Origin of the sequence: Haloarcula sp. CGMCC 1.6347 (assembly GCF_037078395.1) — an archaeon.
Classification (GTDB): domain Archaea; phylum Halobacteriota; class Halobacteria; order Halobacteriales; family Haloarculaceae; genus Haloarcula; species Haloarcula amylolytica.
In genome coordinates this window covers 71,602-96,333 of record NZ_JAYMGX010000004.1, presented here as the reverse complement: position 1 = coordinate 96,333, position 24,732 = coordinate 71,602, and the positions used below count along the sequence as shown (strand labels likewise).

Here is a 24,732-nt window from a genome sequence, read left to right as displayed (position 1 = left end):
TCCCCCTGTGACAACTGACCTCCCCGGCGTCGCCGACAGGCAACTGTTCGACACGCACGCGCATCAGCCGACCAGCGAGTTCCTCCACGACGCCGGCGGCGAAATGATGCAGGACGCCGCCGACCGCTTTGGCACTGATCTGGAGACGTGGGACTACGAAGAGATGCTCGCGGAGTACCACGAGGCGGGCGTCGGTGGCGCTGTCCTGCTTGGCTGGGACGCGGAGACGAACACCGGGAACCCGCCCGTCCCAAACGACTACGTCGCCGAGGTCCGGGACGAGCATCCCGACTTCTTCGTTGGCTTCGGAAGCGTCGACCCGCTGAAAGACGACTGCGTGCAGGAGGCGATTCGGTGTGTCGAGGATCTGGACCTCTCCGGGTTCAAGTTCCAGCAGATCGCACAGGGCTTTGACCCCTCGGACGAACGCCACGACCACCTGTGGAGTACCATCGAAGACCTCGGCGTCCCCGTCGTCTTTCACGGCGGCAACTCGACGCTCGGGGCCTGTAGCGCCGGTGGCCGAGGCCTGAAAGTCAAGTACGGCAACCCGATGCTCATCGACGACGTGGCCGCCGCCCATCCGGACCTCGACATCCTCATCGCCCATCCCGCGTTCCCGTGGGAGAAAGAGCAGTTGGCTATCTGTCAGCAGAAGGGCAACGTGTACATGGACCTCTCGGGCTGGGTGCCGAAGTACATCGACGATCAGGTCCTTCACTACGCCGGGACAGTCCTCAAAGACAAGGTGATGTTCGGCACCGATTACCCGATGATCGACCCCGAAACGTGGCTCGAATCGTTCGCTCGCGACACCGACTTCGATACGGACGTCCAGCGGAAGATCCTGTTCGAAAACGCGCAGGAGTTTTTCGACCGCTAATCGAAATCCGGTGTTCGCCCGTCGAGAAACGCCTCGACGCCACGCGAATGAGCCGGCGTATCGTACGCCAGTGACTGGATGCGTGCCTCTCGGCGCAGCCCGGTCTGTAACGGCTGGCCGATGTTGTCGTGGATCGCTTCCTTCGCCAGCCCGAGGTTCGCTGTCGGTTGTGCCCGAAGCGTTTCGAGCAGGTCGGCCATCCGCGCATCGAGGTCACGCTGCTCGACAGCCTCGTTGATCAGGTCCATCTCGGCGGCGGTCTCGGCGTCGATCAGTTTCCCGGTGAACGCGAGTTCCTTGGTCTTCCTGAGCCCGATGAGCCGGGGGAGTATCGCGGTTGCGCCCATATCCGGCACGAGGCCGACGCTGATGAACGACGCACCGAACCGGGCGGACTGGGCGGCGTACGCGAAATCAGCGACAGCCACGAGCGACAGCCCGGCACCGACCGCATCCCCGTTGACCTTCGCGACGACAGGCACCGGCGCTTCGAGGATGTTGCTGGCCACCTGACCCAGCGTCGTCCGGACCCGCTCGTAGGCTTCCGTCGCGGACTCCTCACGCTCGCTCATCGCCTCGATATCCCCGCCGGCACTGAAGGCGTCGCCGTCGCCGGTGAGGAGCACGGCATCGTGTGTCGCCGGGTCGAGGTCAGCGAGCGCAGCAGCGAGCTCAGTCGCGACCGCCCCGGTCATCGCGTTTTTGACATCGGGACGGTCGAATACGATTCGTCGAACAGCGCCGTCTTCAACGCGCATGGTCGTACTCACACGCGCGGGTACTTTACTCCCGGTCGTCGTCCGGTCGGCCTTCGCCGATGCCGCCGAACAGCTGTGTGAACAGCGAGTGCTGTGCGCGGTGGAGTCGTTCGAGGAACGCGGACTTACTGATACCGAGTTCGGCGGCGACTTCACTAGCGGTAGTCTGTCGTGGGACGACGAAGTAGCCCATCTCGACCGCGTACCGAAGACTTTCCGTCTGTGCCGGGGTCAGGTCCCACTGCTGGGCGATAGACGCGTCTTCTCTCGCACGCAGTGCGTACACCCGCTGCAGCTTCACGCCGACGGTTTCACCGGCCGTCTCCATGACCGTCTGGAGGATCTCGTGGCCCACTACAGCGCCAGTCAGAATCGCGTTTCCGTCCCGATAGGTCAGCGATTCCACCATGAAGCCCGCGCTGATGAGTTTGTGGACGACACACTGCTGGAGCGACAGACACCGGTAGTTGTACCGACCCTCGGTAACTGACTGGTAGAGATAGCGGATCCGGTCGTCGCCGTCGAGGTAGTCCCCGAGTTCCTCACTCGCCTGCGCGCTGAACCGCAACAATACGTTACGGTCATCCCGGAGGAGGGGCGGGGCCGCCTCGATGGGCGTGCCAGTGGCACTACTCGCATCTGCCAATGGGCAGTTATCGCCCTCGATGCGAAATTCGACCATTAGACACTCCTCTATCATTGCCTCGTATATGTGCGGATATACTTATAAAACCCGTCTATATAGGGGCAAATTAGTAAGAACATTCCTCACGATTTATGGGACACATATGAACGTTGACGAAGTCAAAGCCCGCGCTGGACCCCGGGAGTTCAGCCCGAAAGACGACCTTCCCGAAGAGTATCGGCAGGCAGCCACGCGGATGCTCGAGTTCCACGCCAACAGCGAGATTATGGGGGCGTACCTCGAACGGCCCTTCATCAGACAAGCCCCGAGCATCGAGCGAAAGATGGCCTTCAGCGCGAAGGTGCAGGACGAAATCGGCCACGGCCAGATGCTCTACCGAGCGGCGGAGTCGCTCGGTGTCAAGACCCGCGAAGAGATGCTCGACGATCTGGCGAACGGGGACGGGAAGTTCCTGAACTGCTTCCACTACCCGATGGAGAGCTACGTCGAGACGCCGATGATCGCCTTCTTCGTCGACGGGGCCGCGATGCGCCGCCAGGCGACCCTGAAAAAGTCCAGTTGGGAGCCGTACGCCCACGCGATGGACAAGATCTGCTTCGAAGAGGGGATGCACGTCAAGCACGGTGAGTCGATCCTCCGCGAACTGATGAACGGCTCCCGGAGGGAACAGCGCATGACTCAGGAGGCCTTCGAAGAGTGGTGGCCGCGAATCCTGCAGTTCTTCGGCCCGACCGACGACCAGAGCACCCACCACGACTTCGCCGCGGAAGTCGGGCTGAAGACGTGTACGAACGACGAGCTTCGGAACGCGTTCCTCAACACCTACATCCCGAAGGCCAAGAAATACGGGCTGGAGATGCCCGACGAGCCACGCATCCGGGACAACGGTGACGGGACCTACGAGGTCGTCGAGGACGACCTCGACTGGGACGAGTTCTTCACTGTCTCACAGAACGAATACGACGGCAGCATCGAACAGATCAGCGGTCGCCGGCAGGCCCAGGAAGCGGTGCAGTGGGTCCGTGACATGATGGACGACCAGACGACCACGAACAGCGGCCCGCAGACACAGGCAGCGGACTGAGAACGATGATCTGGGAAGTATTCCGACAACAGAGTCCGGACGCGGATTTCGTTCACTGCCGGGACGTCCACGCACCCGACCGAGAGATGGCGAAGCAGTTCTCGGTCATCCAGCACGGGCGGCGGAAGCCGACCCACGCGCTCTGGGTTGCCCCGCAAGAGAAAATCACGCAGGTCGATCCTGACGCAGAGAGCCGTGACGAGGTCGGAAACAGCGCCGAGAAACCGTGGGCTGTCTTCCGGCAGGACCAGCCCGGCGGGTATCACACGCACTGCGGTGACGTCGAAGCCCCCAGCACCGCCGGCGCAGAACAGGCGGCGATTGCAACGTTCAGTGACGACGACCCCAACAGTCTCTGGGTCGTACAGCACCAGTACATCGGCGAAGTCACCGAGGACGACGTGAGCTTCGGTGGGACGACCAACAAGTCCTACCGGTTCGCACAGACGTACAACGTCGATCCGGCTGCCGAGGAGGTCGAAGCCTCCGAGTCCGAGCAGATAGAAGCGGAGAAACAGCGAGGTGAGATCTAATGGCAACAACGGAATCCGACCTCGGCGGTCCAGCCGACCTGTCCGAGGACGAACAGCGCGCAGTCGAGGCACAGCTGCTCCGGCTCGCCGACGACGAGCTGGTTCAGGCCGAACGCTACACGTTCTGGCAGGTGCGTGCGCCGACACTGGAATCGGACCTCTCGATTTCCAACAACGCACAGGACGAGCTGGGCCACGCACGACTGTGGTACGATGCGGTACAGCAACTCGGCTACTCCGAGGAATCGCTCATTTACGAGAGCGACCCCAGCGACTTCCAGCACAGTACGCTCGTCGAGCTACCGTTTGCGGAAGGTGACTGGGCCGATGCTATCGTCAGAGCGTACCTCTACGACGTCGCTGAAGACATCCGCCTCTCCGCGCTCGAGGACTCGTCGTACGAGATTATCCGGAACAGAACGAGTCGCATCCAGGGCGAGGAAGGCTATCACCTCGAACACGCCGAGAGCTGGCTGGACCGGATGGCGCTGGACGAGGAGGCCAGCGAACGCGTCCAGGCGGCTATCGACGAGCTCTATCCGTACGCCCTCACGCTGTTCGAACCCGTCGGCGACGTGGAGGCCGACATCGACCGGCTGGGCATCCGCACGATGACCCTCGACGAGATGCGCACCGAGTGGGAGACCCGCGTCGAATCGTTCCTGACCGAACTGGGGTTCGCCGTGCCGACCGATGCTGCCCCCGCAACGCCGGCAGGCCGGGACAACGAACATACCGACCACTGGCACGACCTGCACGAAGAAATGACGGCCAGTTACCGGAATCTGGGCCGTGACGAAGCGACGCTGATAATGGCGGCCGACGATGAGTAGCGACTACGACCGGCCACGCGCGGACGCTGATGCTACCGCGTGTTCGTATACCGACTACGAGACCAAAGACCACGTAGCGGACGACGTCCCGGCCACGGGCGAAGACGCCGACGGCATTGAACGCGACGTGTGGGCGGCCCTGTATCAGGTCGAGGACCCGGAGATGCCGGTCAGCATCGTCGATCTGGGTCTCATATATGGGCTCGACGTGTCCGACGGTGCTGTCACGGTCGACATGACGCTCACCTACAGCGGCTGTCCAGCGCGCGAGATCATCCTCGATGAGGTCGAAGAAGCCGCCGAGAGTGTCGACGGAATCGAGACCGCGTCGGTCCGACTGGTCTGGGCCCCGGACTGGTCGATTGATCTGGTCACAGAACAGGGCAAAGAAGCGCTGCGGGACTTCGGGATGAGCTTCGACGGATGAGTGAACCCGACCCCAGTGTCACGACCAGCGGCGAACAGACGGGCGCGGAGTGCCCGTACTGTGGCTCGACCGACACCGAGCGGAAACACCCACGCGGGCCGTCGCGGTGCCAGTCGATTCATTACTGCAACGAGTGCCTGCAGCAGTTCAAGAAGTTCGAGTAAGCCGTTATTACTCGCCAGTTCTGCCTTCGGAGTTTCACAGCGTGAGGCAGAGCGGTGGGACTGTTGCCCGCAGCCTAATCACGACTCGTCAGCGAGAGCTTCAGCCGAGGTTGATGTGGACGTTTTTGACCTCTGTGTAGCTCTCGATGGCCTGCTCGCCCTGTGCGCGGCCGTGGCCGCTCTGTTTCGTGCCGCCGAAGGGTGTCTGTGGCCAGGTGTTGGGCGTCTCGTTGACCATCACCATCCCGTAGTCAAGTCTGTCCGTGACGGTGTGCGCGCGAGTCAGGTCGTTCGTCCAGACGCAGGCGGTGAGGCCAAACGGTGAGTCGTTCGCGACCGCAATCGCTTCTTCCTCGTCGCTCACTTCGATTGCGGTGAGCACGGGACCGAAGATCTCCTCCTGTGCAATCGTCATCTCGTTGTCCACGTCGGCAAAGACGGTCGGCTCGACGAAGTGACCGGTGTCTCTGTCCGCAGGAACGCCACCGCCGGCCACAACAGTCGCCCCCTCTTCTTTGCCGGTCTCGATATAGTCGAGAATCTCCTGTTGTCGGCCCGCACTGACGACCGGTCCCATCTGGCCGTCGTCGTCGATGCCGCCGCCGAGCGGGATGTTCTCTGCGATCTCAGCCATCCGAGAGACCATCTCGTCGTAGACGTCCTCGTGGACGACGATACGCGAGTTCGCCCAGCACATCTGCCCGGCGTTCATGAAGATTCCGTACTGGATGCCGCGGGCGGCGGCATCGAGGTCCGCGTCGGGGAACACGACTGCCGGCCCCTTCCCGCCGAGTTCGAGTGTCACGTCGGCGACCGCGTCGGCGGCACTTCGCTGGACCGTCTTTCCGACACCTGTACTCCCGGTGAAGGTGACGTGATCGACGCCCTCGTGTCCGGTGAGTGCGTCGCCGGCCTCGGAGCCCTTCCCGGGAACAACGTTGACGACGCCGTCAGGAAGGCTCGCTTCCTCGGCAGCTTTCGCGTAGTACAGCGCCGATAACGGCGTCATAGCGGACGGTTTGAGGATAACGCTGTTCCCCGCCGCCAGCGCCGGTGCCAGGCCGCGGCCGGCGAGCTGGAAGGGATAGTTCCACGGCGCGACGTGTGCGGTCACGCCGACCGGCTCGCGGACGGTGTAGTTGAGCCGGCCGTCCTCGACGGGGATCTCGTCGCCGCGTATCTTGTCCGTCCACCCGGCGTAGTGGCGGAACGTATCGGTGACCATGTCGATTTCCAGCCCGGCTTCGAACGGCGTTTTCCCGTTGTCGTGGGATTCAACCATGGAGAGCTCGTCTTTCATCTCCTCGATGGCGTCGGCCATCGCGTGGAGTTTCGCCCGTCGCGTCCCCGGGTCCATCGTCGCCCACTCGGAGCCGTCTTCGACGGCCGCCTGTGCCGCCTGTACCGCATCGTCGATATCAGTCGCCTCGGCCTTCTGTACCGACGCGTAGGGCTGTTCCGTTGCCGGGTCCTCCGTCTCGATGCTGCCGCCGTTGGTCGCTTTTCGCCATTCGCCGCCGATATACAGGTCTGTCGGGCCGGTGTACTCCATTGCAATAACAGAGGGCGGGCGCGGCGTCTTAGTTGTTATTATTTATTATTCATGTTTGGCTGGCGGGTGCGCCGGCTCCGACTTTCCAGTCGTACATCGAGGTACCAGCCGCTACCGATGCCCCGCATTCGAACGCGCCACTGGGTTCACTCTCGTTTCTTGATGAGGAACTTCATGTCGCCCTTGAAGACGACGGTCCCGTCCTGGTTTTCCATTTCAGTGTCGAGGACGACTAACCCGGCGTCGTCGCGCCCGACCTCCTTGGTGTTGTCAACGACGATCTCCAACTGGAGTGTGTCGCCGATGTGGACCGGGTTCGGGAGGTCCATGTAGTTCATTCCGAGGAACGCGAACGCGGTCCGCTCGACGATACCGGTCCGGTAGACGAAGCCGGTCGCCTGCACGAACGTCATCGGCCCGTGTGCGATCCGCTCACCGAACTCCTGTTCTTCCGCGTACTCCTTGTTCGTATGCAGTTCCGTCCAGTCGCCCGACAGCGCAGAGTGCATGACGAAATCGGACTCGGTGACTGTCCGGCCGACACTGATAAACTCCTGTCCCTCTTCGAAGTCCTCGAAGTGGTGTGGCTCGTAGCTGTACGCCATAGTTCCCCATCTGATAGCAGACATTTATATTTTTACGCTCCGCTGACAGCAGCGGCGACCGGTATATATTTATTATTCCTGATAGAACCACAGGCCGTATGTCCGGCGTCGCCGACGAAGTCAGAGAGCGCATCGAATCCGACGCGTACTGCGAAACCCTCGGCATCGACGTCGTCGAAGTCGACTCGGGGTACGCCCAGACTGAACTGACGATTACTGAGGACCTGCTGAACTTTCATGGGACGCCCCATGGCGGTGCGGTCTACTCGCTCGCCGATGCAGCCTTCGCCGCGGCGTCGAACTCGCACGGCGAGGCGGCAGTCGCACTGGAGACGAACATCTCGTATTTAGACGCCGTAGAAACCGGTGAGACGCTGTCTGCGGTCGCCGAGGAGACGCATCTCGCGGACAGCACCGCAGAGTACGAGGTAACGGTGACTGCGCAGGATGGCGAGCGCATCGCGACGTTTCGCGGACGAGTCTACCGGCCCTGACAGTCAGTCACGGTGGTCGTAGACGCGTTTTACCTTGCCGACCTGCGTTCGGTCGATGCTCCCGGGCGCAACGAGTTCGAGTTCGTCCGGGGTGAACGCGAGCACGTTCTCCAGCCGTTCGATGATTTCCTCTTCCAGCGCTTCGTTACCCGGCCCTTGCTCCGCGGTCCGTTCGATGGTGAGTTCCAGAACGTCGAGGTTGTTCTCCTCGTAGAGGTCGATCCGGTAGTGCGGAGCGACGCCGTCGATGTCCAGCACAGCGTGTTCGATTTCACTGGGATAGAGGTTCACGCCACGGACGATGAGGAGGTCGTCAGTCCGACCGGTGACGTTGTCCATCCGTACCATCGTCCGTCCACACGCACACTCGTCGTAGTTCAGCGTCGTCAAATCCCCGGTCCGGTATCGGAAGACCGGCAACGCTTCTTTGGTGAGTGTTGTGAGAACGAGTTCACCCTCCTCGCCTTCCTCGACCGGCTCCTTCGTCTGTGGGTCGATGACTTCCGGGTAGAAGTGGTCCTCCCAGATGTGGAGCCCGTCCTGCGCTTCGTGGCACTCACACGAGACGCCGGGACCGATGATCTCCGAGAGCCCGTAAACATCGATGCCGTCGACGCCCAGTCGCTCTTCGATTTCCGCCCGCATCGGGTCGGTACACGGTTCCGCTCCGAAGATAATCGTCGAGATCGGCAGGTCGCTTGGGTCGTGGCCCATTTCCTCGGCCGTTTCGGCGAGGTACAGCGCATACGATGGGGTGCATGTGAACACATCGCTCTCCAGGTCGGTCATCAACTCGACCTGTCGCTGGGTCTGGCCGCTCCCGATAGGGATAACTGTGGCCCCCAGCTCCTCGGCTCCGTCGTGAAGCCCCAATCCGCCGGTGAACAGCCCGTATCCGTAGGCGTTCTGGACGGTGTCGCCCGGTCCGGTCCCGCTCGCAGCCAGCGAACGGGCAACGACTTCGCTCCAGCTGTCGAGGTCGTCATCCGTGTACGAGACGATTTTCGGCTTCCCGGTCGTCCCGGACGACGCGTGGATCCGGGCGACGTCCGCATCGTCGACGGCGAACAGGCCGTCGGGGTACTCGTCGCGGAAATCCTCTTTCGTCGTCATCGGCAGTTTCGTGATGTCGTCGATACTCTGGATGTCTTCGGGTGAGACGCCCGCCTCGTCGAGCTTCTCCCGGTAAAACGGGACGTTCTCGTAGGCATGCGTAACAATCCCCTGTAACCGGTCGGTTTGCAACGCACGCAGCTCTGTACGGTCAGCCGCCTCCAGTTGCTTGTACACCATCGTCAATGATAGAGTGGAATGATAGTGATAAAATGGTTTGGGATTGACCACTCCGAGTGCCGGTCGTGCTTGCTGTGTGACTGTCGGCAAGTGATGCAAAGCTATTTTTCAGTACCCTCAGAGTTCCATGTATGCGGGACGCGTATCTCATCGGCGCAGGGCAAACGCCGTTTGGCTCGATGCCCGAAGAGAGCTACAGATCACTGTTCGACCACGCAGTCAGCGACGCCTTCGACAGTGTCGACCACGGTATCGACACGGATGCGATAGACGAAGCGGTCGTCGGCTCACTCGGCGTGGGCGGTCGACAACTCGGTCTCTCGGGACCGGCAGCAACCGAACACGCCGGGCTGCACGGAATCCCCAGCGTGCGCGTCGAAAACGCCTGTGCCGCGTCTGGCTACGCCGTCCGTCAGGCAGTGCAAGCGGTCAAAAGCGGGATGGCCGACGTGGCGCTGGCTGGCGGCGTCGAAGTCATGACAGACATGAGCAGCGACGTGACGAAGTACTGGCTCGGCGTTTCCGGCGAAACAGAGTGGGAACGGCTGACCGGGACGACGTTCTCCGGCGTCTACGCACAGATGGCAAGCGCGTATCTGCGGGAGTACGGGGCCAGCGAGGAGCACCTCTCGATGGTGGCGGTCAAGAACCATCGGAACGGTGCAAAGAACCCGAAGGCCCACCTGGGCTTCGAGTGCTCCCTCGAAGACGCCGTCGACGCTCCGGTCGTCGCGGACCCGTTGAACCTCTATCACTGCTGTCCGACCTCTGACGGTGCAGCCGTCGCTCTCGTCGCCAGTGAAGATGTCGTCGAGCAGTACACTGACGACCCGGTGCGAATCGCCGGAGTCGGCGCAGCCAGCGACCGGGTCGGGCTCTTCCAGCGAGATAGCTACACCGCGGTCTCTGCATCGGAAGCCGCTGCAGACACGGCCTATGATCGTGCCGGGATCGGCCCCGACGACCTCGACTTCGCCGAGGTACACGACTGCTTCACGATCGCCGAGCTGCTTGCGTACGAAGACCTCGGCTTCTGTGACCGCGGCGAGGCCCCACAGTTGCTTGAACAGGGAACGACCGAAGCCGACGGAGCCATGCCGGTCAATCTCTCCGGCGGGCTGAAATCGAAGGGCCACCCCATCGGCGCAACCGGGGCCGGACAGATTGTCGAGGCGTTCAAACAACTCACCGGTAGCGCCGGGGACCGGCAGCTAGCGGCCCCGAAGTACGGGCTCACTCACAACGTGGGTGGGAGCGGGGGGAGCGCCGTTGTCCATGTCCTCGAACGGGAGGCTGCACGATGACCGCGTCGGGGCTCGCGGCTATCGGTGCGTACGCGCCTCGCCTCCGGATCGACGCCGCGGAGTTCGAAGCCGCCTGGGGTCGGTTCGATGCAGCGGGGATCGACGAGAAGGCGGTCCCCGACGCCGACGAGGACGCGGTCACGATGGGTGTCGAAGCCGCGCGTCGCGCGCTAGCTGCGGCCGACGCGTCCGGTACGGACGTCGCACACCTGGCCTTGGCGACGACGACACCGCCGATGGCGGAAGAGGACCTCACAGCGAGGCTCTGCAGTATTCTCAACGTCCCGGACGACGCCAAGACGCAGACGATGACCGGCTCCACGCACTCCGGCGCGGAGGCATTGGACGCGACACTGGACGGTGGGCCGTTCGGGGACGACGTCGGCCTCGTCGTTATCAGTGACTGTCCACGAGGTGACCCCGACAGCGGCGTTGAGCACGCCGCCGGTGCCGGGAGTGTCGCACTCGTCGTCGACGAGGACGGTCCCGGGACCATCGTTGACCGGGCGTCACACACGGCGGCGTACCCCGGAACGCGGTTCAGAACGGGCGGGGACGACCGGACGACTGGCCTCGGTGTGACGCAGTACGACCGCGAGGCGTTCACGACCACGCTCGGCAGTGCGGCCGACAGACTGGACGTGCCGACAGAGACAGTCGACGCGGCAGCGGTCCAGTCCCCGGACGGCAAACTCCCCTACCGGGCGACAGGGCCACTCGGGGCCGACGCCGACACTATCGCCGCCGCGGACACAGTCAGTACGCTCGGGGACACCGGTGCGGCAAGTGCGTTTCTCGGGGCGGCGACAGCGTTTGCAGACGACGCCGAACGCGTGTTGATCGCCGCGTACGGAAGCGGTGCGAGTGCGACGCTGTTCGTCGCCACTGGTCCCGTTCCGGTCAACACCGCACTGGACAGCGGCGTCTCCCTGTCCTACGCCGAGTACCTCAGGCGGCGTGGCGAGATTACGCGCGACGAACCCGAGGGCGGCGGGGCCTACGTCAGCGTCCCGTCCTGGCAGCGGACGATTCCGCAACGCCACCGACTCGTCGCCGGCCGGTGTGCTGCGTGTGGCGCGTTGAACTTCCCGCCGACCGGGGCCTGCAGCGACTGTCACGAGCGCGCTGGCGAGTTCGAGACCGTCGAACTGCCCGGAACAGGGACGGTTGCGGCAGTAACGACTATCGAACAGGGCGGTGCACCGCCGGAGTTCGTCGCGCAGCAGTCCAGTAGCGGCGAGTTCGATAGCGCCATCGTCGCGCTCGATGGTCCAGCTGGCGAGCAAACCGTGAGTGTTCCCGCACAGGTACTTCAAGCGACGGACGAGGTCACCATCGGCACCCCTGTCGTGCTGACGACGCGGCGCATCTACACGCAGGAGGGCGTCATCAGATACGGCTTCAAAGCGCAGGTCGCCAGTCAGCGCCGATAGACGCCAGTATCAGGGACGCTCGAACACGACCGCGACGCCCTGACCGAAACCGACACACATCGTCGCCAGTCCGTGAGTCGCATCCCGCCGACGCATCTCGTGCAGCAACGTCGTCGTGATTCGTGCCCCCGAACAGCCAAGCGGATGCCCGAGCGCGATAGCCCCTCCGTTGACGTTGAGCCGTTCGGTCGGAATCCCCAGTTCGCGCTTACAGTGGAGGCTCTGGGCCGCGAACGCTTCGTTGAGTTCCACGAGGTCGATATCGTCGATTGTCAGGCCAGTGTCGTCCAGTGCGGCACGCGTCGCCGGAATCGGTCCCCGGCCCATGACTAGCGGGTCGACACCAGCGACGGACCGTGTCTTGACCCGGCCGAGAACATCCATGTCGTGCTGTTCTGCGTACGCCGCCGAAGTGACGAGCATCCCGGCCGCGCCGTCGGTCAGCGGTGACGCGTTCCCCGGCGTGACTGTCGCTGCCTCGTCGTCACGGAACACTGTCGGGAGTTCGCTCAACTGCTCGACTGACGTGTCTGCTCGCGGTGTTTTGTCGCTCTCTACCGCTGTCTCGTCGGTGTGGACTGGCACGGTCTCCGCGTCGAACCGCCCGCCTTCCATAGCGGCGACCGCGCGCTCGTGTGACCGCAACGCGAATTCGTCCTGGGCCGTACGGCCGATATCGTGGGTCCGTGCGATGGTTTCTGCCGTCTGCCCCATGGGTAGCCTGTCGGGGTCGTACCGCTGTTCGATAGCGGGATGGAGCCAGTCGGAGAAGGGCACGGTGCTCATGTGTTCCACGCCAGCGACCGGATACACCGCCCCGTCGCCCGCCTCGATGGCGCGAGCGGCGTCGACGAGCGTCGTCAGTGACGAGCCACACAGGCGGGTCGTCGTCGCCCCGGGCACCGTCTCGGGGAACCCACCGGCGAGTATCGACTGCCGGGCGAGGTTGCGCCCCTGCTCTGCCTCCTGGTTTGCACACCCGAGCCGGAAGTCGTCCCACTCGACGGCCGGGACCCCGGTCCGGTCAACGAGTGCGGCAAGCACAGTGGTGACGAGGTCTTCGGGATGTGTCCCGGCCAGCGCGCCATCCTTCGGTACCTGTGGCGTTCGTACGGCGTCGACAACAACGGCTTGCGAGTCGGAAGCAGTCATCCTCACCGACTCCTATCGCGGCCGCCGTATTAAATGCAGGCCACACCGGCGGCGAGACGCAAGCAACGTTTTTATCCTTCGCTACTGTGCTGAGAAACGATGCACGTAGCTATCCTAGGCGCCGGTACCATGGGCCACGGTATCGCTCAGGTGTCGGCAATGGCCGGTCACGACGTCTCTCTCCGTGATATCGATGCGGATATCGTCGACGACGGCCTGGCCGCCATCGAGTCGAATCTGGAGGAGGGTATCGCCCGGGAGAAAGTGACCGAATCCACGGCCGAGGAAACTTTGGACCGCCTCACCGGAACGACATCGCTGGAGGCGGCTGTGAGCGGGGCAGACCTCGTTGTGGAAGCAGTCCCCGAAGACATGGATATCAAACACGAGACGCTCACCGAGGTCGAATCCCACGTCGAGCCGGCGACGCTTATCGCGTCAAACACCTCTTCGCTGTCGCTGACTGAGATAGCGAGCGTCCTCGACTATCCCGACCGAGCCATCGGCCTTCACTTCTTCAACCCGGTTCACATCATGGCACTCGTCGAGATCGTCGTCGCGGAACAGACGAGTGCCGAGACGGTCGCGCGTGCCCGCAAGTTCGTGAACGGGATCGACAAGACACCGGTCGAGGTGGCCGACGCACCGGGCTTTGCTTCCTCCCGCCTCGGCGTCTCGCTGGGCGTCGAGGCGATGCGGATGGTGCAGGAGGGCGTTGCAACACCGGGGGACATCGATACCGCGATGGAGCTCGGTTACAATCACCCGATGGGACCGATCGAGCTCGGCGACGTCGTCGGTCTCGACGTCCGGCTCGACATCCTCGAGTACCTGCGTGCGGAACTCGGTGAACGGTTCCGCCCGCCACAGATTCTGAAACGGAAGGTCCGCGCGGGCAAACTCGGCAAGAAATCCGGCGAGGGGTTCTACGTCTGGGAGGACGGCGACATCGTCGGCACCAGCGGCGACTGGGGGGACGCATGACGGACCTCGCTGACGCCGCGGCGGACTGTGAAACGGTTTCGGTGAGCGTCGGCGACCGCGTCGAAAACGTCGCTACCGTCGAATTATGCCGTCCGGAGGCCCGAAACGCGCTCAACACCCAGTTGCGGTCGGAGTTCAAACAGGTCTTCGACGCAGTTCCGGACAGTGACGTTCGTGCTGTCGTGTTGACTGGCGCGGCAGACACCGGCGCATTCGTTGCGGGTGCCGACGTGACGGAACTCCGGGAGCGGGATATGCTCCAGCAACGGGACGCAAGCAAGCGACCGCGGGTCTACGAGTACGTCGACGAGTGCCCGATGCCGGTCATCGCCCGCATCAACGGGCACGCGCTCGGCGGCGGCTGTGAGCTGATTCAGGCGGCTGACATCCGGATCGCGCACACGGACGCGAAGTTCGGCCAGCCGGAGATCAACCTCGGCATCATGCCCGGCGGTGGCGGGACACAGCGGTTGCCGCGTCTGGTCGGGGAAGGCCACGCGATGCGGCTGATCCTCACCGGCGAACTCATCGACGCGACGGAGGCCGCTGACATCGGCCTCGTCGACGAGGTCCACGACGACGACTCCTTCGACGAGCGCGTCTACGATCTAGCGTCATCCATTGCAGAGAAAAGCCCCGCGGCGCTCGAATTTGCGAAGAAATCCGTCCGCGCAAGCTCCCGCATGGACCTCGAAGCCGGCATCGAGTACGAAGCCGAACTGTTCGCGCAACTGTTCGCCACTGGCGACAAGGACGAAGGGATCGACGCGTTCCTCGAAGACAGAGAGCCGGAGTGGACCAGCGAGTGAGCACGCCCCGCTCCCAGACCGAAGTCCCCAGCTTGGCTGATACCGCACACAGAGAAGAACAGTCCAAAAACAGCCAGTTGCCCCGCTAGAACTACGCTGGTGGCCTCACGGATGGGCCATGTTTATCCCGATTTCGTTGACGACGCCCAGTAGCAGCGTCGGCAGTTCGTCCCGGAGAATGGGGCCTTCAAGCCGGCTTGCCGGGCCGGAGACACTGATCGCCCCGATGGCAACGTCGTTTTCGTCCGTAATGGGGGCCCCGACCGCGTGCAGTCCCTCCACAGACTCCTGAAAGTTGAACGCGTAGCCGCGGTCACGTATCGTCTCGATTTCCTCCCAGAGTTCGTCCCTGTCGGTGATCGTCTGTGGCGTCCGGCCGGGCAGGCCATGCCTGTCGATGGTCTCCGTGATCTGGCTATCCGGAAGGTGTGCGAGTATGGCCTTCCCCGCGGCGTGCTGGTGGAGATAGTTCCGATGGCCGACCCGGGCGTACGTCTGCACCGAGTGTTTGCCCTGCGCGCCGTAGATGTGGACGCTCCGGCCGTGTTCTTCGACCGCACACCAGATCTTTTCCTCGGTCTCCTCCGCGAGTTCGTCGACTCTCGGCTTGGCCTCGTCGTAGAGCCGGTATTTGTTCCGTGCCACTTCGCCGTAGTCCAGAAAGCGGATACCGAGCTGATACTCGTTGTCGTCCTCGACGAGGAGACTGTTGGCCGCGAGCGTCTTCAGGTATCTGTGCGTTGTACTCTTCGCACAGTCGAGGTGGGCCGTCATCTCCGACACGGTGGCCGTGTCGTGTTCCTTGAGATACTCCATGATCTCGATCGCTCGCTCGATCGTTCCGACCGGCCTGTTGACAGCGGGCGGGATTGCCATACGTACACACATGACTAACCGGCTTACAAGTGTTTTGTTCGAGTATCTCGAATCGGTGGCGGGACTGTCAGATCGGTAAGTAAAAGCCACTCCGGGGCGACACGGGGAACGCATGGTGAAAATCGTCGATCTGCTCGTCCGGAGAGATGGCTACAGTCACGAGGAGTTCGCTGACCGATGGCAGGGCGACCACTCGGAGTTGGCGAAGGATCTGCCGGGACTGCAACGCTACGTGACGTCTGTGCCGACAGACCCGGAGCGTGCGGCGTACGACGGCGTGCTTGAGCTCTATTTCGAGGACATGGACGCACTCAGCGAGGCGTTTGATTCCGACCTCGCCGAGACGGTCCAGGCCGACGCGGCCGAGTTTATCGACCTGGAGGCCGGCCCCCGACTTATTGTCGAGGAAACGGTCCAGCTCGACGAAAGAGACGACTGATAGCGTCGCTCCTGCTGTTCCCGCTCGACTCCGTTTCCCGAGAGCGAACCGTTGCAGATGTCAGCCATCGAGTCGGCTCCCATCGACGTAGAGTTTCTCGGCGGGCGGTCGCTCAGCGTCGTAGCTGTCGTGATACTCGAACAATTGAAAGAGCGCCCCGGTCGGGTTCGACGGTGGCACAAACGCCTCGGTCCAGTCCTCATACTCGCGGTACTCGACGACGCTGTAGCCGTTGCGTTCCAGTATCGCTTTCACTGCGTCGATAGCAGCCACTTCCAGCGTGACGTGGTGGAGTCCCGGGCCGTGGTCGTCGAGATACGACGTGAGGAACGTGTCCGGTGCCTCCGGTGCGATGAGTTCCAGCCGTGACGCGTCCCGTTCGAAATCGTACTGCGCCCAGCGAAACCGCCCTTCGACGGACTCTTCGATGAGTTTCCGACAGCCGAGTGCGAACAGGAACGGTTCGGCGTCACTGATGTCCTCGACAGCGATTCCGATATGATCGACACGGATCGGCGTCTCCTGAGACATGGCGAGGACTGCGTCAGGCTCCCAATTATATGCTTGGGTCGGACGATAAGTGTCAATCTCGGTGGGAGGGTACCCGGCCCCTCCCTGCTATAATCTATACTCCTGCACCACTGATACCGGACTCGAACAGACACACCCGACTCCGTCTGAAATGTTCCCAAATATTTATTAAATATCCAGACTGTCGACTACGGGATGCCAGCACAGCACCAGCAATCGCGGCGGCACCTCACACGACGATCGCTTCTGAAAACGGGCGCGGCGGTTACCGGCATGACCGGTATCGGAGCCGTGGAGACGGAGTTAGCGTACGCACAGGACGATGACGCGACGGTCACGATACGACGCGACGACTACGGCGTACCACACGTCTACGCCCGCGACGCCGACAGCCGTGCCCCGGTGTTCTATGGGTTCGGATACGCGACCGCGGCCGACCGGCTCTATCAGCTAGAACTGTACCGGCGGTACTATCACGGGACTGTCGCAGAGATCCTCGGCTCGGGTGACGGGGACACCGACTGGATCCAGTTCGATATCGAGGCGCGGCGCAACACTGCCGGCGAGCCGTCACTCGACGAGCAGGCCGCTGAACAGTTGACGGCGGACCAGCGAGCGGTCCTGCAGGCGTTTACCGACGGCATCAACCGGTATATTACCGAAGTCCGCGAGAGCGAGGACCTGGAATTCCACCAGGCGTTTCAGGAGCACGGGTTCGAGCCCGAGGCGTTTACTACGGCGGACACCGCGGGGATGTTCGTCGCGAGTATGGCATATTTCAGCGGCTTCCAGCTGGAGACCCTCAGCGCAACTGTCCTCGACGCACTCACACAGGAAACAGGGAGCGAACAGCGTGCCATGGCGCTCTTCGAGGACCTGCAGTGGGGTAACGACCCCGGCTGCCCGACCTCGACAGTCCAGTCCTCGGATGCCTACTCCCCTCCCTATACTGACGTAGGTGCAGGGCCGACACACGACGTGGCCGGGGGACAGGAGACGGACAGGGTGACGCGCGGGGCAACCGGCGCGTCTATGATGCCGAGCAACCTCGTCACTGGCGGTGACTACACGCCACCAACTGACGCCGAAGGGATGCACGAGGCAGAGATGGAGCGGATGCGAACCCTTGCGTCCGGACTCGATAGTCTGGGCCTCCCGATCAAGTACGGCAGCAACGCCCTCGCTGTCCAGGGTGATATCACGTCCAGTGGCGATGCGCTACTGATGGGCGGGCCACAGATGGGGTTCAACACGCCCTCGATAATGTACGAGGCGAGCCTGCACGGGCCGGATTTCGACGTCGCCGGTGTCACCGTTACCGGGTATCCGTTCATCATGTTCGGACACAACCGCAACGGGGCACTGACTTCGACTGCCGGGATCGACAACTGCATCCAGATGTTCACGGAGTCGATCACGACCAACGCGTCGGGTCCGGACACGTACACCTTCCAGGGCGAGGAGTACGAGGTCGAAACAGCCGAGCAGACGATCACTGTCGCCGACGGCGAGGACGTGACGTACACGGAACGGTTCACACGCCACGGTGTCGTGACCCAGTGGGACCCCGACAACGGGGAAGCGCTGGCGCAGACGAAGTCATACGCCGGCCGGCACATGAACTGCTGGCGGGCCTTCTACGAGTGTCAGTTCGCGACGGACGCCGAGGAGTTCCGGGAGTCAGCACAGCGCTGTGACTACGCACTGAACTTCATGTGGGCAGACAAGGACGGCGACATCGCGTATGTCCATCTGGGGCGGTATCCGGACAGCGAAGCAGTCGACTGGGACACTCGGCTGCCAGCCGATGGAACGCAGTACGAACTCACGTCGGCGGACTACCTGCGCGCGGCTGACGGTGACGTGCCATACGCGATCAACCCCGACCCGGGGTACTCGGCACAGTGGAACAACAAACCTGCGCCTGCGTGGAACAACGGCGACCTGAGCTACTCGTGGTCGACCGACCACCGCGTGCAACGGATTATCAATCTGGTAGAGCAGCGGTTAGCTCAGGACGGCGAAGTCGACTATGAGTTCCTGAAGACCGTTATCTACGATATCTCCTTCACCGACCTGCGTTCGATTCGGTACAGAGAGCATCTGCTCGACGCGCTTGCGGACGCAGACCTCTCCAGCACCGAACAGCAAGCCCGCGGCGAACTGGCTTCGTGGGACCACTTCGCCCAGGCCGACGGCGAAGACAACGAGGGACGCCACTCTGCCGGGTACACGATCTGGGATGCGACGTTCCCGTACATTCTGGAGGAGGTTTTCGGCGAGACGTTCGGGAGCGCATACGGGCCGGCATCGTACTTCCTCGACTACGACTACGGGCGCGGCACCCTGATGCGGGTCCTCAACCCGGCGGAGACAGCACTGCCGACGCAAGCAGAGTACGCCGATGGAGATATCACGGACGCGTTGGTCAGCGCGTTCCGGACGGCCGTGAGCGAACTCGCCGCGCGATACGACGGCGACCCGGGGTCCTGGCGGCGTGAGGCGGCCCTGCACGAGTTCGACAACCTCGCGCTGTTCGGAATGCCTATCGGCGTCACGTCCGCGGGGAACACGGCGCTGATGAACCGTGGGACCGAGAATCACGTCGTCCGGCTCAGCGACGACCCGCAGGCTGAGAACATCCTCCCGCCCGGAAACGACGGCTACGTCGCTCCGGACGGCACTACCGGCGAACATTACGACGACCAGCTGGCGATGTTCGAGGACTTCGAGTACAAGCAGCTGTTGTTCGCCGACGCCGCTATCGAGTCCGCAACGTCTGAAATTCGTGAGTTGACGAGGTCAGCAAGCCCAACTGACGGTGCCACCGGTGACACGCCGACGAGTGAGGGCACTGAGACAGACGAGAGTACTGTGGCCGGCGGGGCGACAACTCCTGCCGAGACAGAGAGTGCGGACACAGCGACGGAGACGAATACCGGGACTGCCGCCAGTGGTCCCGGCTTCACGGCACTCACTGGGGCGACCGCAGTACTCGGGACTGCGCTGGCGTGGCTGTACAGACAAGACGACAACACCAGCTAGCCCCCACAGCGGTGGTGACCAAGAGCCGCCAGACGCGATAGTGCAGTTACCGAACGCGGCGAACAGCGCGAGACGCGCCGACAGGGGGCAAGGCTTTAATACGATTTGCTTAACAATAGATAATGAACCTATGTCGAGCGAAGGTACCTCACCAGACAGTAGTGTGGGAATCGACCGTTCACGGAGACAGTTCATCGCCGCCGCCGGCGCGGCCGGCGCGCTTGGCCTCGCTGGCTGCCAAGGTGGATCAACAGGTGGCGAGGAGGCAGTGACCGTTGCGAGCCTGAATCCAATGACTGGCCCGTTCAGCTCTCTCGGGCCAGGCCAGCGCACTGGGGCTGAACTCGCTGTAGCAGAAATAAACGACAACGACGACTACGACTTCGAGTTCGAGTTGGTGACGGGCGACACAGAAACCGAGGCCGGGGCCGCACAGTCCGAGGCCCAGCGTGTCGTCCAGGAAGAGGGGGCAGAGTTCGTGTTCGGTGCGATTTCCAGCTCCGTTGCGCTCGGGCTGAACGACTTTGCCGGGCAATCTGAGCATATCTACTTCCCCGGCGGCGCAGCGGTGCCGATCACCGGGTCCGCCTGCAACGAATGGGTGTTCCGCTTTGAAACGAATACTGCACAGATCGCCGAGGCGATATCGGCGTATTCAGTCAACAATCTGGGGAACAACGTCTGGTTCCACTACGCGGACTACGCGTACGGCGACTCGGTGTACAACCGCACGAGCAGACGAATGGAGAACGCCAGCGACGACTACACCGAGGTCGGGACATCAACGTCGGAGTTGGGTGCCAGCAACTACGGTTCGTTCATCACGCAGATCAGCAACTCCGACGCTGACGTGGTCGTGTTGGGGATGACCGGTGGTGATCTGGTGAACTTCACCAACCAGGCCGCAGATCAGGGCCTCACCGACCAGATGGCTGTTGTCGGTCCGACCCAGACGTTCCAGAGCGTCCGTGCCGGGACCGGGTCGAACAGCGTCGGCACCTTCGGCGGCGCTCGGTATGACCCCTCGCTCGAGACCGGGGACAATCAGGCATTCGTCGAGGCCTACGCCAGCGAGAACGACAGAGAGCCCGGCAACTTCGCCCGCGTCGGCTACGACTCGATGCGGCTGATGGCCAAAGGAATGAACGAAGCCGGGAGCACCGAACCGGGGGATGTCCGGGACGCCCTCGAAGGAGGCACGTTCACGACAGTGCTGGGGGACATCACGCTTCGGGAGAGCGATCACCAGGCCACCAATCCGACGTGGATGGCCGAACTCGTCGCGGGCGATGGCGACACAGCGGATGTCGAACTCCTCGAGCAGGTCCCGGGTTCGGAGACGCTGCCACCGGCCAGTGACCTCGGCTGTGAGATGTAGGTAGTACGATGGTTGCTGCCGATTTCATCGAACAACTGCTGAATGGCCTCACCCTGGGGATGGTTTACGTCCTGCTAGCCGCCGGACTGTCGGTCATTTTCGGCGTGATGGACGTGATCAACTTCTCCCATGGCGAACTGTTCGCGCTCGGCGCGTATTTCTCCCTCAGCATCATCGCGCCGTTCGGCGCGGGGACTGGGTTCTGGATCGCGATAGTGGTTGCACCGGTCGCCGTCGGTCTCATCGGTGCCGCTATCGAGCGAACGACTGTCCGACCGCTGTACGGTCGAGACCCGCTATATCACATTCTCCTGACGTTCGGGCTCGTGCTCGTAATCAACGACGGCATCCGTCTTATCTGGGGGACACAGCAACGACAGCTAGCTGTCCCGGAGTATCTGAGCCGACCAGTGTCCATACTGGGCGTCCAGGTGTCCGTGTACAATTATTTCATGATCGTCTTTGCGGCGCTGCTCGCGGTAGTGACGTGGTACCTGCTGAACCGGACGAAGTACGGGATGATCATCCGTGCCGGATCGCAGGACCGTGAAATGGTCCGCAACGTGGGTATCGACATCGACCAGTACTACACGCTGGTCTTCGGTGTCGGTGCGGCGCTCGCTGCTGTCGCCGGGATCGTCCTCGGCGGCTACCAGAACGTGAACACCGGGATGGGGAACAGCGTCATCATCCCGGCGTTCGTTGTCGTCGTCCTCGGCGGCCTCGGTAGCTTCAGGGGTGCCGTCTTCGGCGGGTTGCTCGTCGGTGTCGTCCAGACGCTGATGCGGGCCTACAATGGGTCTGTCGTGGCAACGGTCGGAGACGTCACGCTGAGCGTTCCCAATCTCGAGGGGTTGACTGTGTACCTGCTCATGATCGCCGTGTTGCTCGTGAAACCGCAAGGACTGTTCGGAACGCGAGGTGAAGAGTCGGAAAGCGAGGGCGAGATTCTCGTCGGGGGGTATGGCGGGGTACTGGCGGACAGCACGCGGGTACGGCTCGGCGGTATCGCCGTTGTCGCGCTCGCGCTCGCCCCACTCGCGATTCTGTTCATGGGCGACCAGTACTACCTCGTCGTTCTCAACGAGATCCTGATCTGGGCAATCTTCGCATTGAGTCTCGATATCGTGATGGGCTATGCCGGCCTGGTCCCGCTGGGCCACACGATGTTCTACGGCGTCGGTGCGTACACCGCCGCGCTCGTCATGTTGCACTATTCGCAGTCGGTTTTCGTCGTCTTACTCGGGGCGATTCTCATCTGTGCCGTCCTAGCTTGGATCGTCGGCAGCCTCTCGATTCGGGTGTCCGGCGTGTACTTCGCCATGATCACGCTGGCGTTCGCGGAGCTGCTCTACAGTGCTGTGTTCAAGTTCGACTTTACCGGCGGGAGCGACGGCCTGCTCGGCTTCGAGGCGTTCCTCGGATTCGGTACTATCGGGGCGTCGCTCTCGAACATCGAGTTCGGGCTCCTCGGCTACGAACTCGGACAGCAGTTCGTGTTCTACTATCTCGCCCTGCTCATCGCCGTGCTGTCGCTCCTGTTCGCTCGGCGCATGATGAACGCGCCGTTTGGCAGTGTCCTGCAGTCGATTCGGGAAAGCGAGGAGCGAGCGGAGTTCATCGGGTACGACGTCAACAGATACAAGCGCCGAGCGTTTGTCATCAGCGGCGGAATGGCTGGACTGGCTGGCGGCCTCCTCGCAATCAGCCCGTCCACAGTCATCATTTCACCGGATCAGACCCTCAACTGGATCCACTCTGGTGAAGTCATCGTCATTGCGCTGTTCGGCGGAATGGGGACACTGTACGGTCCCATGATCGGCTCCGGTGTCTTCTTCGGTGCCGAGGAGTTCCTCTCGTCGTACACCGACCAGTGGCGGCTTATCATCGGGACGATGTTCATCCTGTTCGTGCTGTTCGTCCCACGCGGTATCGTATCGATTCCGTCTCTCGTCGCACAACGGCTGGAGACGGCCAACAACGCGGACGGTCCTGTTGACATGGATGAGCCGGAAGTGAGAAGCGATGACTGAGACTGTACTCGAAACGGACGGACTGACGAAGCGGTTCGGCAAGCTCACCGCCGTTGACGACGTGTCGCTGTCGGTTGCGGACGGTGAGTTCAGGAGCGTTATCGGGCCAAACGGGGCCGGGAAGACAACGACGTTTAACCTCATCACTGGCGCACTATCGCCGTCAGCGGGCGTCGTGCGGTTCAAAGGTGAGGACATCACTGACGTCGCGCCACACGAACGGGTTGGCCGCGGACTGGGCCGGTCGTTCCAGATTACGAACGTTTTCGGTGGTCTCACCGTTCGAGAAAACGTTCGGCTGGCAGCACAGTCCGTCCACAGTGACGAGATCAACCCCGGCGAAGCGCTGTTCCGTGACAAGAACGGCTTCGACGAGATCGCGGAGCAAACCGGGACAGTACTGGAACAGATCGGGCTCCAAGACAGGGCTGACGAGCACGCGGAGGCCTTGGCGTACGGCGATCAGCGACGACTCGAACTGGGGCTCGTGCTGGCGACAGACCCCGACCTCGTCATGCTCGACGAACCGACCGCAGGAATGAGTAGCGAGGAAACACAGGCCACGATGAACCTCATCGATGAGGTCCTCTCAGACCGGTCGTTGATGCTCATCGAACACGATATCGACCTCGTGATGCGTGTTTCGGACCGGATTACCGTCCTTACTCGCGGCGAAGAACTCGCAAGCGGGACACCCGACGAGATCGCAAACAACGAAGACGTCCGCGATGCGTACCTCGGTGGTGTCCGCGAATGACCGACCCGCTCCTCTCTCTCGAAGATGTCCGGGCCGGGTACGGGATGACCGAGGTGCTACAGGGCGTCTCGATGGATGTCGAACGCGGAAGCGTTGTGTCGCTGGTCGGGCGCAACGGCGTCGGCAAGACGACGACGCTACGGTCGATTGTCGGGAACATCACCCCGACTGGTGGGTCAATAACGTTCAATGGCGACGATATCACGACACTCAACGCCGAGGCGACGATCCGGAGCGGCATCGGGTTCGTTCCCGAAGAGCGACGGATCTTCCCCGAGTTGACCGTCCGAGAGAACATCAGAATGGGCGAGATCGGCGCCGAGTCGCCTGACGGGCCGTCAGTCGACGACGTGCTGGACATGTTCGAGAACCTCGCGGAGCGAGAACACAAGGACGGGTCGGTCCTTTCCGGTGGCGAACAGCAGATGCTCGCGGTCGGCCGTGCCCTGACTGCCGACCCGGATCTGTTGTTGCTTGACGAACCGACGGAAGGGCTCGCACCCTATGTCGTCCGACAGATAGAGGACCTTATCCTCGAACTGAACGAACAGGGTATCACGGTGCTGGTTGTCGAGCAGAACATCCCGGTCGCACTGGCGGTCTCGGAGTACACGTACATCCTCGAAAAGGGCGAAATCGTCCACAAGGGGACTGCGGCGGAGATCCAGAACAACGAGGACGTACTCGACAGACACCTCGGCGTCGGTGTCACTGACTGA

The 24,732-nt window shown here is 62.6% G+C and carries 24 protein-coding genes and 2 pseudogenes; 18 read left to right on the top strand and 8 right to left on the bottom strand.

What is annotated here, in order from left to right:
- Nucleotides 1-7 precede the first annotated feature (7 nt).
- Complete coding sequence (locus VI340_RS18235; protein ID WP_336330671.1) at nucleotides 8-883, top strand: amidohydrolase family protein; 876 nt, start codon at nucleotides 8-10, stop codon at nucleotides 881-883.
- On the opposite strand, the gene VI340_RS18230 is transcribed toward VI340_RS18235, so the two are convergent.
- Both VI340_RS18230 and VI340_RS18225 read right to left on the bottom strand, forming a co-directional pair.
- Nucleotides 880-1,641, bottom strand: a complete 762-nt coding sequence (locus tag VI340_RS18230; RefSeq protein ID WP_336330670.1) for an enoyl-CoA hydratase/isomerase family protein — start codon at nucleotides 1,639-1,641, stop codon at nucleotides 880-882. The two genes, VI340_RS18235 and VI340_RS18230, sit on opposite strands and share 4 nt — an antisense overlap.
- 25 nt (nucleotides 1,642-1,666) lie before the next feature.
- Complete coding sequence (locus tag VI340_RS18225) at nucleotides 1,667-2,323, bottom strand: helix-turn-helix domain-containing protein (protein WP_336358898.1); 657 nt, start codon at nucleotides 2,321-2,323, stop codon at nucleotides 1,667-1,669.
- 106 nt (nucleotides 2,324-2,429) lie between these two features.
- On the opposite strand from VI340_RS18225, the gene paaA reads away from it, so the two are divergent.
- The 6 genes and pseudogenes from paaA (at nucleotide 2,430) to paaE (ending at nucleotide 5,328) form a co-directional block, all read left to right on the top strand.
- On the top strand, nucleotides 2,430-3,371 hold the full coding sequence (paaA, locus tag VI340_RS18220) for a 1,2-phenylacetyl-CoA epoxidase subunit PaaA (RefSeq protein WP_008308357.1): 942 nt from the start codon (nucleotides 2,430-2,432) through the stop codon (nucleotides 3,369-3,371).
- Between the two features lie 5 nt (nucleotides 3,372-3,376).
- A pseudogene (locus VI340_RS19900) lies at nucleotides 3,377-3,556 on the top strand (PacF protein); the annotation flags it as partial.
- 48 nt (nucleotides 3,557-3,604) lie between these two features.
- Nucleotides 3,605-3,904: pseudogene (locus tag VI340_RS19895) on the top strand (PacF protein); the annotation flags it as partial.
- Nucleotides 3,904-4,737: a 1,2-phenylacetyl-CoA epoxidase subunit PaaC gene (paaC, locus tag VI340_RS18210; RefSeq protein WP_008308360.1), complete on the top strand. Its 834-nt coding sequence runs from the start codon at nucleotides 3,904-3,906 to the stop codon at nucleotides 4,735-4,737. The pseudogene VI340_RS19895 and the gene paaC, both read left to right, overlap by 1 nt.
- Nucleotides 4,730-5,164 (top strand): 1,2-phenylacetyl-CoA epoxidase subunit PaaD, encoded by a 435-nt coding sequence (paaD, locus tag VI340_RS18205; protein WP_008308362.1) that lies wholly within the window; start codon nucleotides 4,730-4,732, stop codon nucleotides 5,162-5,164. Before paaC ends, paaD begins: the two co-directional genes overlap by 8 nt.
- Complete coding sequence (gene paaE / locus VI340_RS18200) at nucleotides 5,161-5,328, top strand: 1,2-phenylacetyl-CoA epoxidase subunit PaaE (RefSeq protein WP_004594293.1); 168 nt, start codon at nucleotides 5,161-5,163, stop codon at nucleotides 5,326-5,328. Before paaD ends, paaE begins: the two co-directional genes overlap by 4 nt.
- Nucleotides 5,329-5,428: 100 nt before the next feature.
- On the opposite strand, the gene VI340_RS18195 is transcribed toward paaE, so the two are convergent.
- Together VI340_RS18195 and VI340_RS18190 are read right to left on the bottom strand one after the other, a co-directional pair.
- On the bottom strand, nucleotides 5,429-6,880 hold the full coding sequence (locus VI340_RS18195) for an aldehyde dehydrogenase family protein (RefSeq protein WP_336358897.1): 1,452 nt from the start codon (nucleotides 6,878-6,880) through the stop codon (nucleotides 5,429-5,431).
- A gap of 146 nt (nucleotides 6,881-7,026) precedes the next feature.
- The gene (locus VI340_RS18190; protein ID WP_008308373.1) at nucleotides 7,027-7,485 is read right to left on the bottom strand and encodes a MaoC family dehydratase; all 459 of its coding nucleotides are present in this window, start codon (nucleotides 7,483-7,485) and stop codon (nucleotides 7,027-7,029) included.
- Between the two features lie 98 nt (nucleotides 7,486-7,583).
- On the opposite strand from VI340_RS18190, the gene paaI reads away from it, so the two are divergent.
- Nucleotides 7,584-7,979, top strand: coding sequence for a hydroxyphenylacetyl-CoA thioesterase PaaI (gene paaI, locus VI340_RS18185; RefSeq protein WP_008308374.1), 396 nt, complete (start codon nucleotides 7,584-7,586; stop codon nucleotides 7,977-7,979).
- Between the two features lie 3 nt (nucleotides 7,980-7,982).
- Here the strand turns inward: paaI and paaK are convergent, their stop codons facing one another.
- Nucleotides 7,983-9,272: a phenylacetate--CoA ligase PaaK gene (gene paaK, locus VI340_RS18180; protein ID WP_008308375.1), complete on the bottom strand. Its 1,290-nt coding sequence runs from the start codon at nucleotides 9,270-9,272 to the stop codon at nucleotides 7,983-7,985.
- Nucleotides 9,273-9,403: 131 nt separating this feature from the next.
- Here paaK and VI340_RS18175 point away from each other — a divergent pair, with 131 nt between their 5' ends.
- Both VI340_RS18175 and VI340_RS18170 read left to right on the top strand, forming a co-directional pair.
- Entirely contained in the window at nucleotides 9,404-10,576 is a 1,173-nt protein-coding gene (locus tag VI340_RS18175; RefSeq protein ID WP_008308376.1) for a thiolase domain-containing protein, read from the top strand.
- Complete coding sequence (locus tag VI340_RS18170; RefSeq protein ID WP_008308377.1) at nucleotides 10,573-12,009, top strand: zinc ribbon domain-containing protein; 1,437 nt, start codon at nucleotides 10,573-10,575, stop codon at nucleotides 12,007-12,009. Before VI340_RS18175 ends, VI340_RS18170 begins: the two co-directional genes overlap by 4 nt.
- Before the next feature lie 9 nt (nucleotides 12,010-12,018).
- Here the strand turns inward: VI340_RS18170 and VI340_RS18165 are convergent, their stop codons facing one another.
- Nucleotides 12,019-13,161, bottom strand: coding sequence for a thiolase family protein (locus tag VI340_RS18165; RefSeq protein WP_336358896.1), 1,143 nt, complete (start codon nucleotides 13,159-13,161; stop codon nucleotides 12,019-12,021).
- Between the two features lie 99 nt (nucleotides 13,162-13,260).
- On the opposite strand from VI340_RS18165, the gene VI340_RS18160 reads away from it, so the two are divergent.
- Nucleotides 13,261-14,145, top strand: coding sequence for a 3-hydroxyacyl-CoA dehydrogenase family protein (locus tag VI340_RS18160; RefSeq protein WP_008308379.1), 885 nt, complete (start codon nucleotides 13,261-13,263; stop codon nucleotides 14,143-14,145).
- The gene (locus tag VI340_RS18155) at nucleotides 14,142-14,954 is read left to right on the top strand and encodes an enoyl-CoA hydratase/isomerase family protein (RefSeq protein ID WP_336358895.1); all 813 of its coding nucleotides are present in this window, start codon (nucleotides 14,142-14,144) and stop codon (nucleotides 14,952-14,954) included. The genes VI340_RS18160 and VI340_RS18155 overlap by 4 nt, the downstream gene beginning before the upstream one ends.
- A 105-nt stretch (nucleotides 14,955-15,059) precedes the next feature.
- On the opposite strand, the gene VI340_RS18150 is transcribed toward VI340_RS18155, so the two are convergent.
- Entirely contained in the window at nucleotides 15,060-15,830 is a 771-nt protein-coding gene (locus VI340_RS18150) for an IclR family transcriptional regulator (RefSeq protein WP_008308382.1), read from the bottom strand.
- A 112-nt stretch (nucleotides 15,831-15,942) separates the two neighbouring features.
- Between VI340_RS18150 and VI340_RS18145 the strand changes: the two genes are divergently transcribed.
- Nucleotides 15,943-16,269 (top strand): EthD domain-containing protein, encoded by a 327-nt coding sequence (locus VI340_RS18145; RefSeq protein ID WP_008308384.1) that lies wholly within the window; start codon nucleotides 15,943-15,945, stop codon nucleotides 16,267-16,269.
- 60 nt (nucleotides 16,270-16,329) lie between these two features.
- On the opposite strand, the gene VI340_RS18140 is transcribed toward VI340_RS18145, so the two are convergent.
- Nucleotides 16,330-16,800, bottom strand: a complete 471-nt coding sequence (locus tag VI340_RS18140) for a VOC family protein (protein WP_008308386.1) — start codon at nucleotides 16,798-16,800, stop codon at nucleotides 16,330-16,332.
- A gap of 195 nt (nucleotides 16,801-16,995) precedes the next feature.
- Between VI340_RS18140 and VI340_RS18135 the strand changes: the two genes are divergently transcribed.
- The 5 genes from VI340_RS18135 (at nucleotide 16,996) to VI340_RS18115 (ending at nucleotide 24,732) form a co-directional block, all read left to right on the top strand.
- Nucleotides 16,996-19,845: a penicillin acylase family protein gene (locus tag VI340_RS18135; protein ID WP_336358894.1), complete on the top strand. Its 2,850-nt coding sequence runs from the start codon at nucleotides 16,996-16,998 to the stop codon at nucleotides 19,843-19,845.
- 130 nt (nucleotides 19,846-19,975) lie between these two features.
- Nucleotides 19,976-21,223, top strand: a complete 1,248-nt coding sequence (locus tag VI340_RS18130; protein WP_336358893.1) for an ABC transporter substrate-binding protein — start codon at nucleotides 19,976-19,978, stop codon at nucleotides 21,221-21,223.
- A gap of 8 nt (nucleotides 21,224-21,231) precedes the next feature.
- On the top strand, nucleotides 21,232-23,256 hold the full coding sequence (locus tag VI340_RS18125) for an ABC transporter permease (protein WP_336358892.1): 2,025 nt from the start codon (nucleotides 21,232-21,234) through the stop codon (nucleotides 23,254-23,256).
- On the top strand, nucleotides 23,249-24,013 hold the full coding sequence (locus VI340_RS18120; RefSeq protein ID WP_336330659.1) for an ABC transporter ATP-binding protein: 765 nt from the start codon (nucleotides 23,249-23,251) through the stop codon (nucleotides 24,011-24,013). Before VI340_RS18125 ends, VI340_RS18120 begins: the two co-directional genes overlap by 8 nt.
- Nucleotides 24,010-24,732, top strand: coding sequence for an ABC transporter ATP-binding protein (locus tag VI340_RS18115; RefSeq protein WP_008308395.1), 723 nt, complete (start codon nucleotides 24,010-24,012; stop codon nucleotides 24,730-24,732). The genes VI340_RS18120 and VI340_RS18115 overlap by 4 nt, the downstream gene beginning before the upstream one ends.

Bases quoted from the DNA above. Each gene is read 5' to 3' on its own strand.
- VI340_RS18230 (WP_336330670.1), bottom strand. From the start codon at position 1,641: ATGCGCGTTGAAGACGGCGCTGTTCGACGAATCGTATTCGACCGTCCC.
- VI340_RS18225 (WP_336358898.1), bottom strand. From the start codon at position 2,323: ATGGTCGAATTTCGCATCGAGGGCGATAACTGCCCATTGGCAGATGCG.
- paaA (WP_008308357.1), top strand. From the start codon at position 2,430: ATGAACGTTGACGAAGTCAAAGCCCGCGCTGGACCCCGGGAGTTCAGC.
- paaC (WP_008308360.1), top strand. From the start codon at position 3,904: ATGGCAACAACGGAATCCGACCTCGGCGGTCCAGCCGACCTGTCCGAG.
- paaD (WP_008308362.1), top strand. From the start codon at position 4,730: ATGAGTAGCGACTACGACCGGCCACGCGCGGACGCTGATGCTACCGCG.
- paaE (WP_004594293.1), top strand. From the start codon at position 5,161: ATGAGTGAACCCGACCCCAGTGTCACGACCAGCGGCGAACAGACGGGC.
- VI340_RS18195 (WP_336358897.1), bottom strand. From the start codon at position 6,880: ATGGAGTACACCGGCCCGACAGACCTGTATATCGGCGGCGAATGGCGA.
- VI340_RS18190 (WP_008308373.1), bottom strand. From the start codon at position 7,485: ATGGCGTACAGCTACGAGCCACACCACTTCGAGGACTTCGAAGAGGGA.
- paaI (WP_008308374.1), top strand. From the start codon at position 7,584: ATGTCCGGCGTCGCCGACGAAGTCAGAGAGCGCATCGAATCCGACGCG.
- paaK (WP_008308375.1), bottom strand. From the start codon at position 9,272: ATGGTGTACAAGCAACTGGAGGCGGCTGACCGTACAGAGCTGCGTGCG.
- VI340_RS18175 (WP_008308376.1), top strand. From the start codon at position 9,404: ATGCGGGACGCGTATCTCATCGGCGCAGGGCAAACGCCGTTTGGCTCG.
- VI340_RS18170 (WP_008308377.1), top strand. From the start codon at position 10,573: ATGACCGCGTCGGGGCTCGCGGCTATCGGTGCGTACGCGCCTCGCCTC.
- VI340_RS18165 (WP_336358896.1), bottom strand. From the start codon at position 13,161: ATGACTGCTTCCGACTCGCAAGCCGTTGTTGTCGACGCCGTACGAACG.
- VI340_RS18160 (WP_008308379.1), top strand. From the start codon at position 13,261: ATGCACGTAGCTATCCTAGGCGCCGGTACCATGGGCCACGGTATCGCT.
- VI340_RS18155 (WP_336358895.1), top strand. From the start codon at position 14,142: ATGACGGACCTCGCTGACGCCGCGGCGGACTGTGAAACGGTTTCGGTG.
- VI340_RS18150 (WP_008308382.1), bottom strand. From the start codon at position 15,830: ATGGCAATCCCGCCCGCTGTCAACAGGCCGGTCGGAACGATCGAGCGA.
- VI340_RS18145 (WP_008308384.1), top strand. From the start codon at position 15,943: ATGGTGAAAATCGTCGATCTGCTCGTCCGGAGAGATGGCTACAGTCAC.
- VI340_RS18140 (WP_008308386.1), bottom strand. From the start codon at position 16,800: ATGTCTCAGGAGACGCCGATCCGTGTCGATCATATCGGAATCGCTGTC.
- VI340_RS18135 (WP_336358894.1), top strand. From the start codon at position 16,996: ATGCCAGCACAGCACCAGCAATCGCGGCGGCACCTCACACGACGATCG.
- VI340_RS18130 (WP_336358893.1), top strand. From the start codon at position 19,976: ATGTCGAGCGAAGGTACCTCACCAGACAGTAGTGTGGGAATCGACCGT.
- VI340_RS18125 (WP_336358892.1), top strand. From the start codon at position 21,232: ATGGTTGCTGCCGATTTCATCGAACAACTGCTGAATGGCCTCACCCTG.
- VI340_RS18120 (WP_336330659.1), top strand. From the start codon at position 23,249: ATGACTGAGACTGTACTCGAAACGGACGGACTGACGAAGCGGTTCGGC.
- VI340_RS18115 (WP_008308395.1), top strand. From the start codon at position 24,010: ATGACCGACCCGCTCCTCTCTCTCGAAGATGTCCGGGCCGGGTACGGG.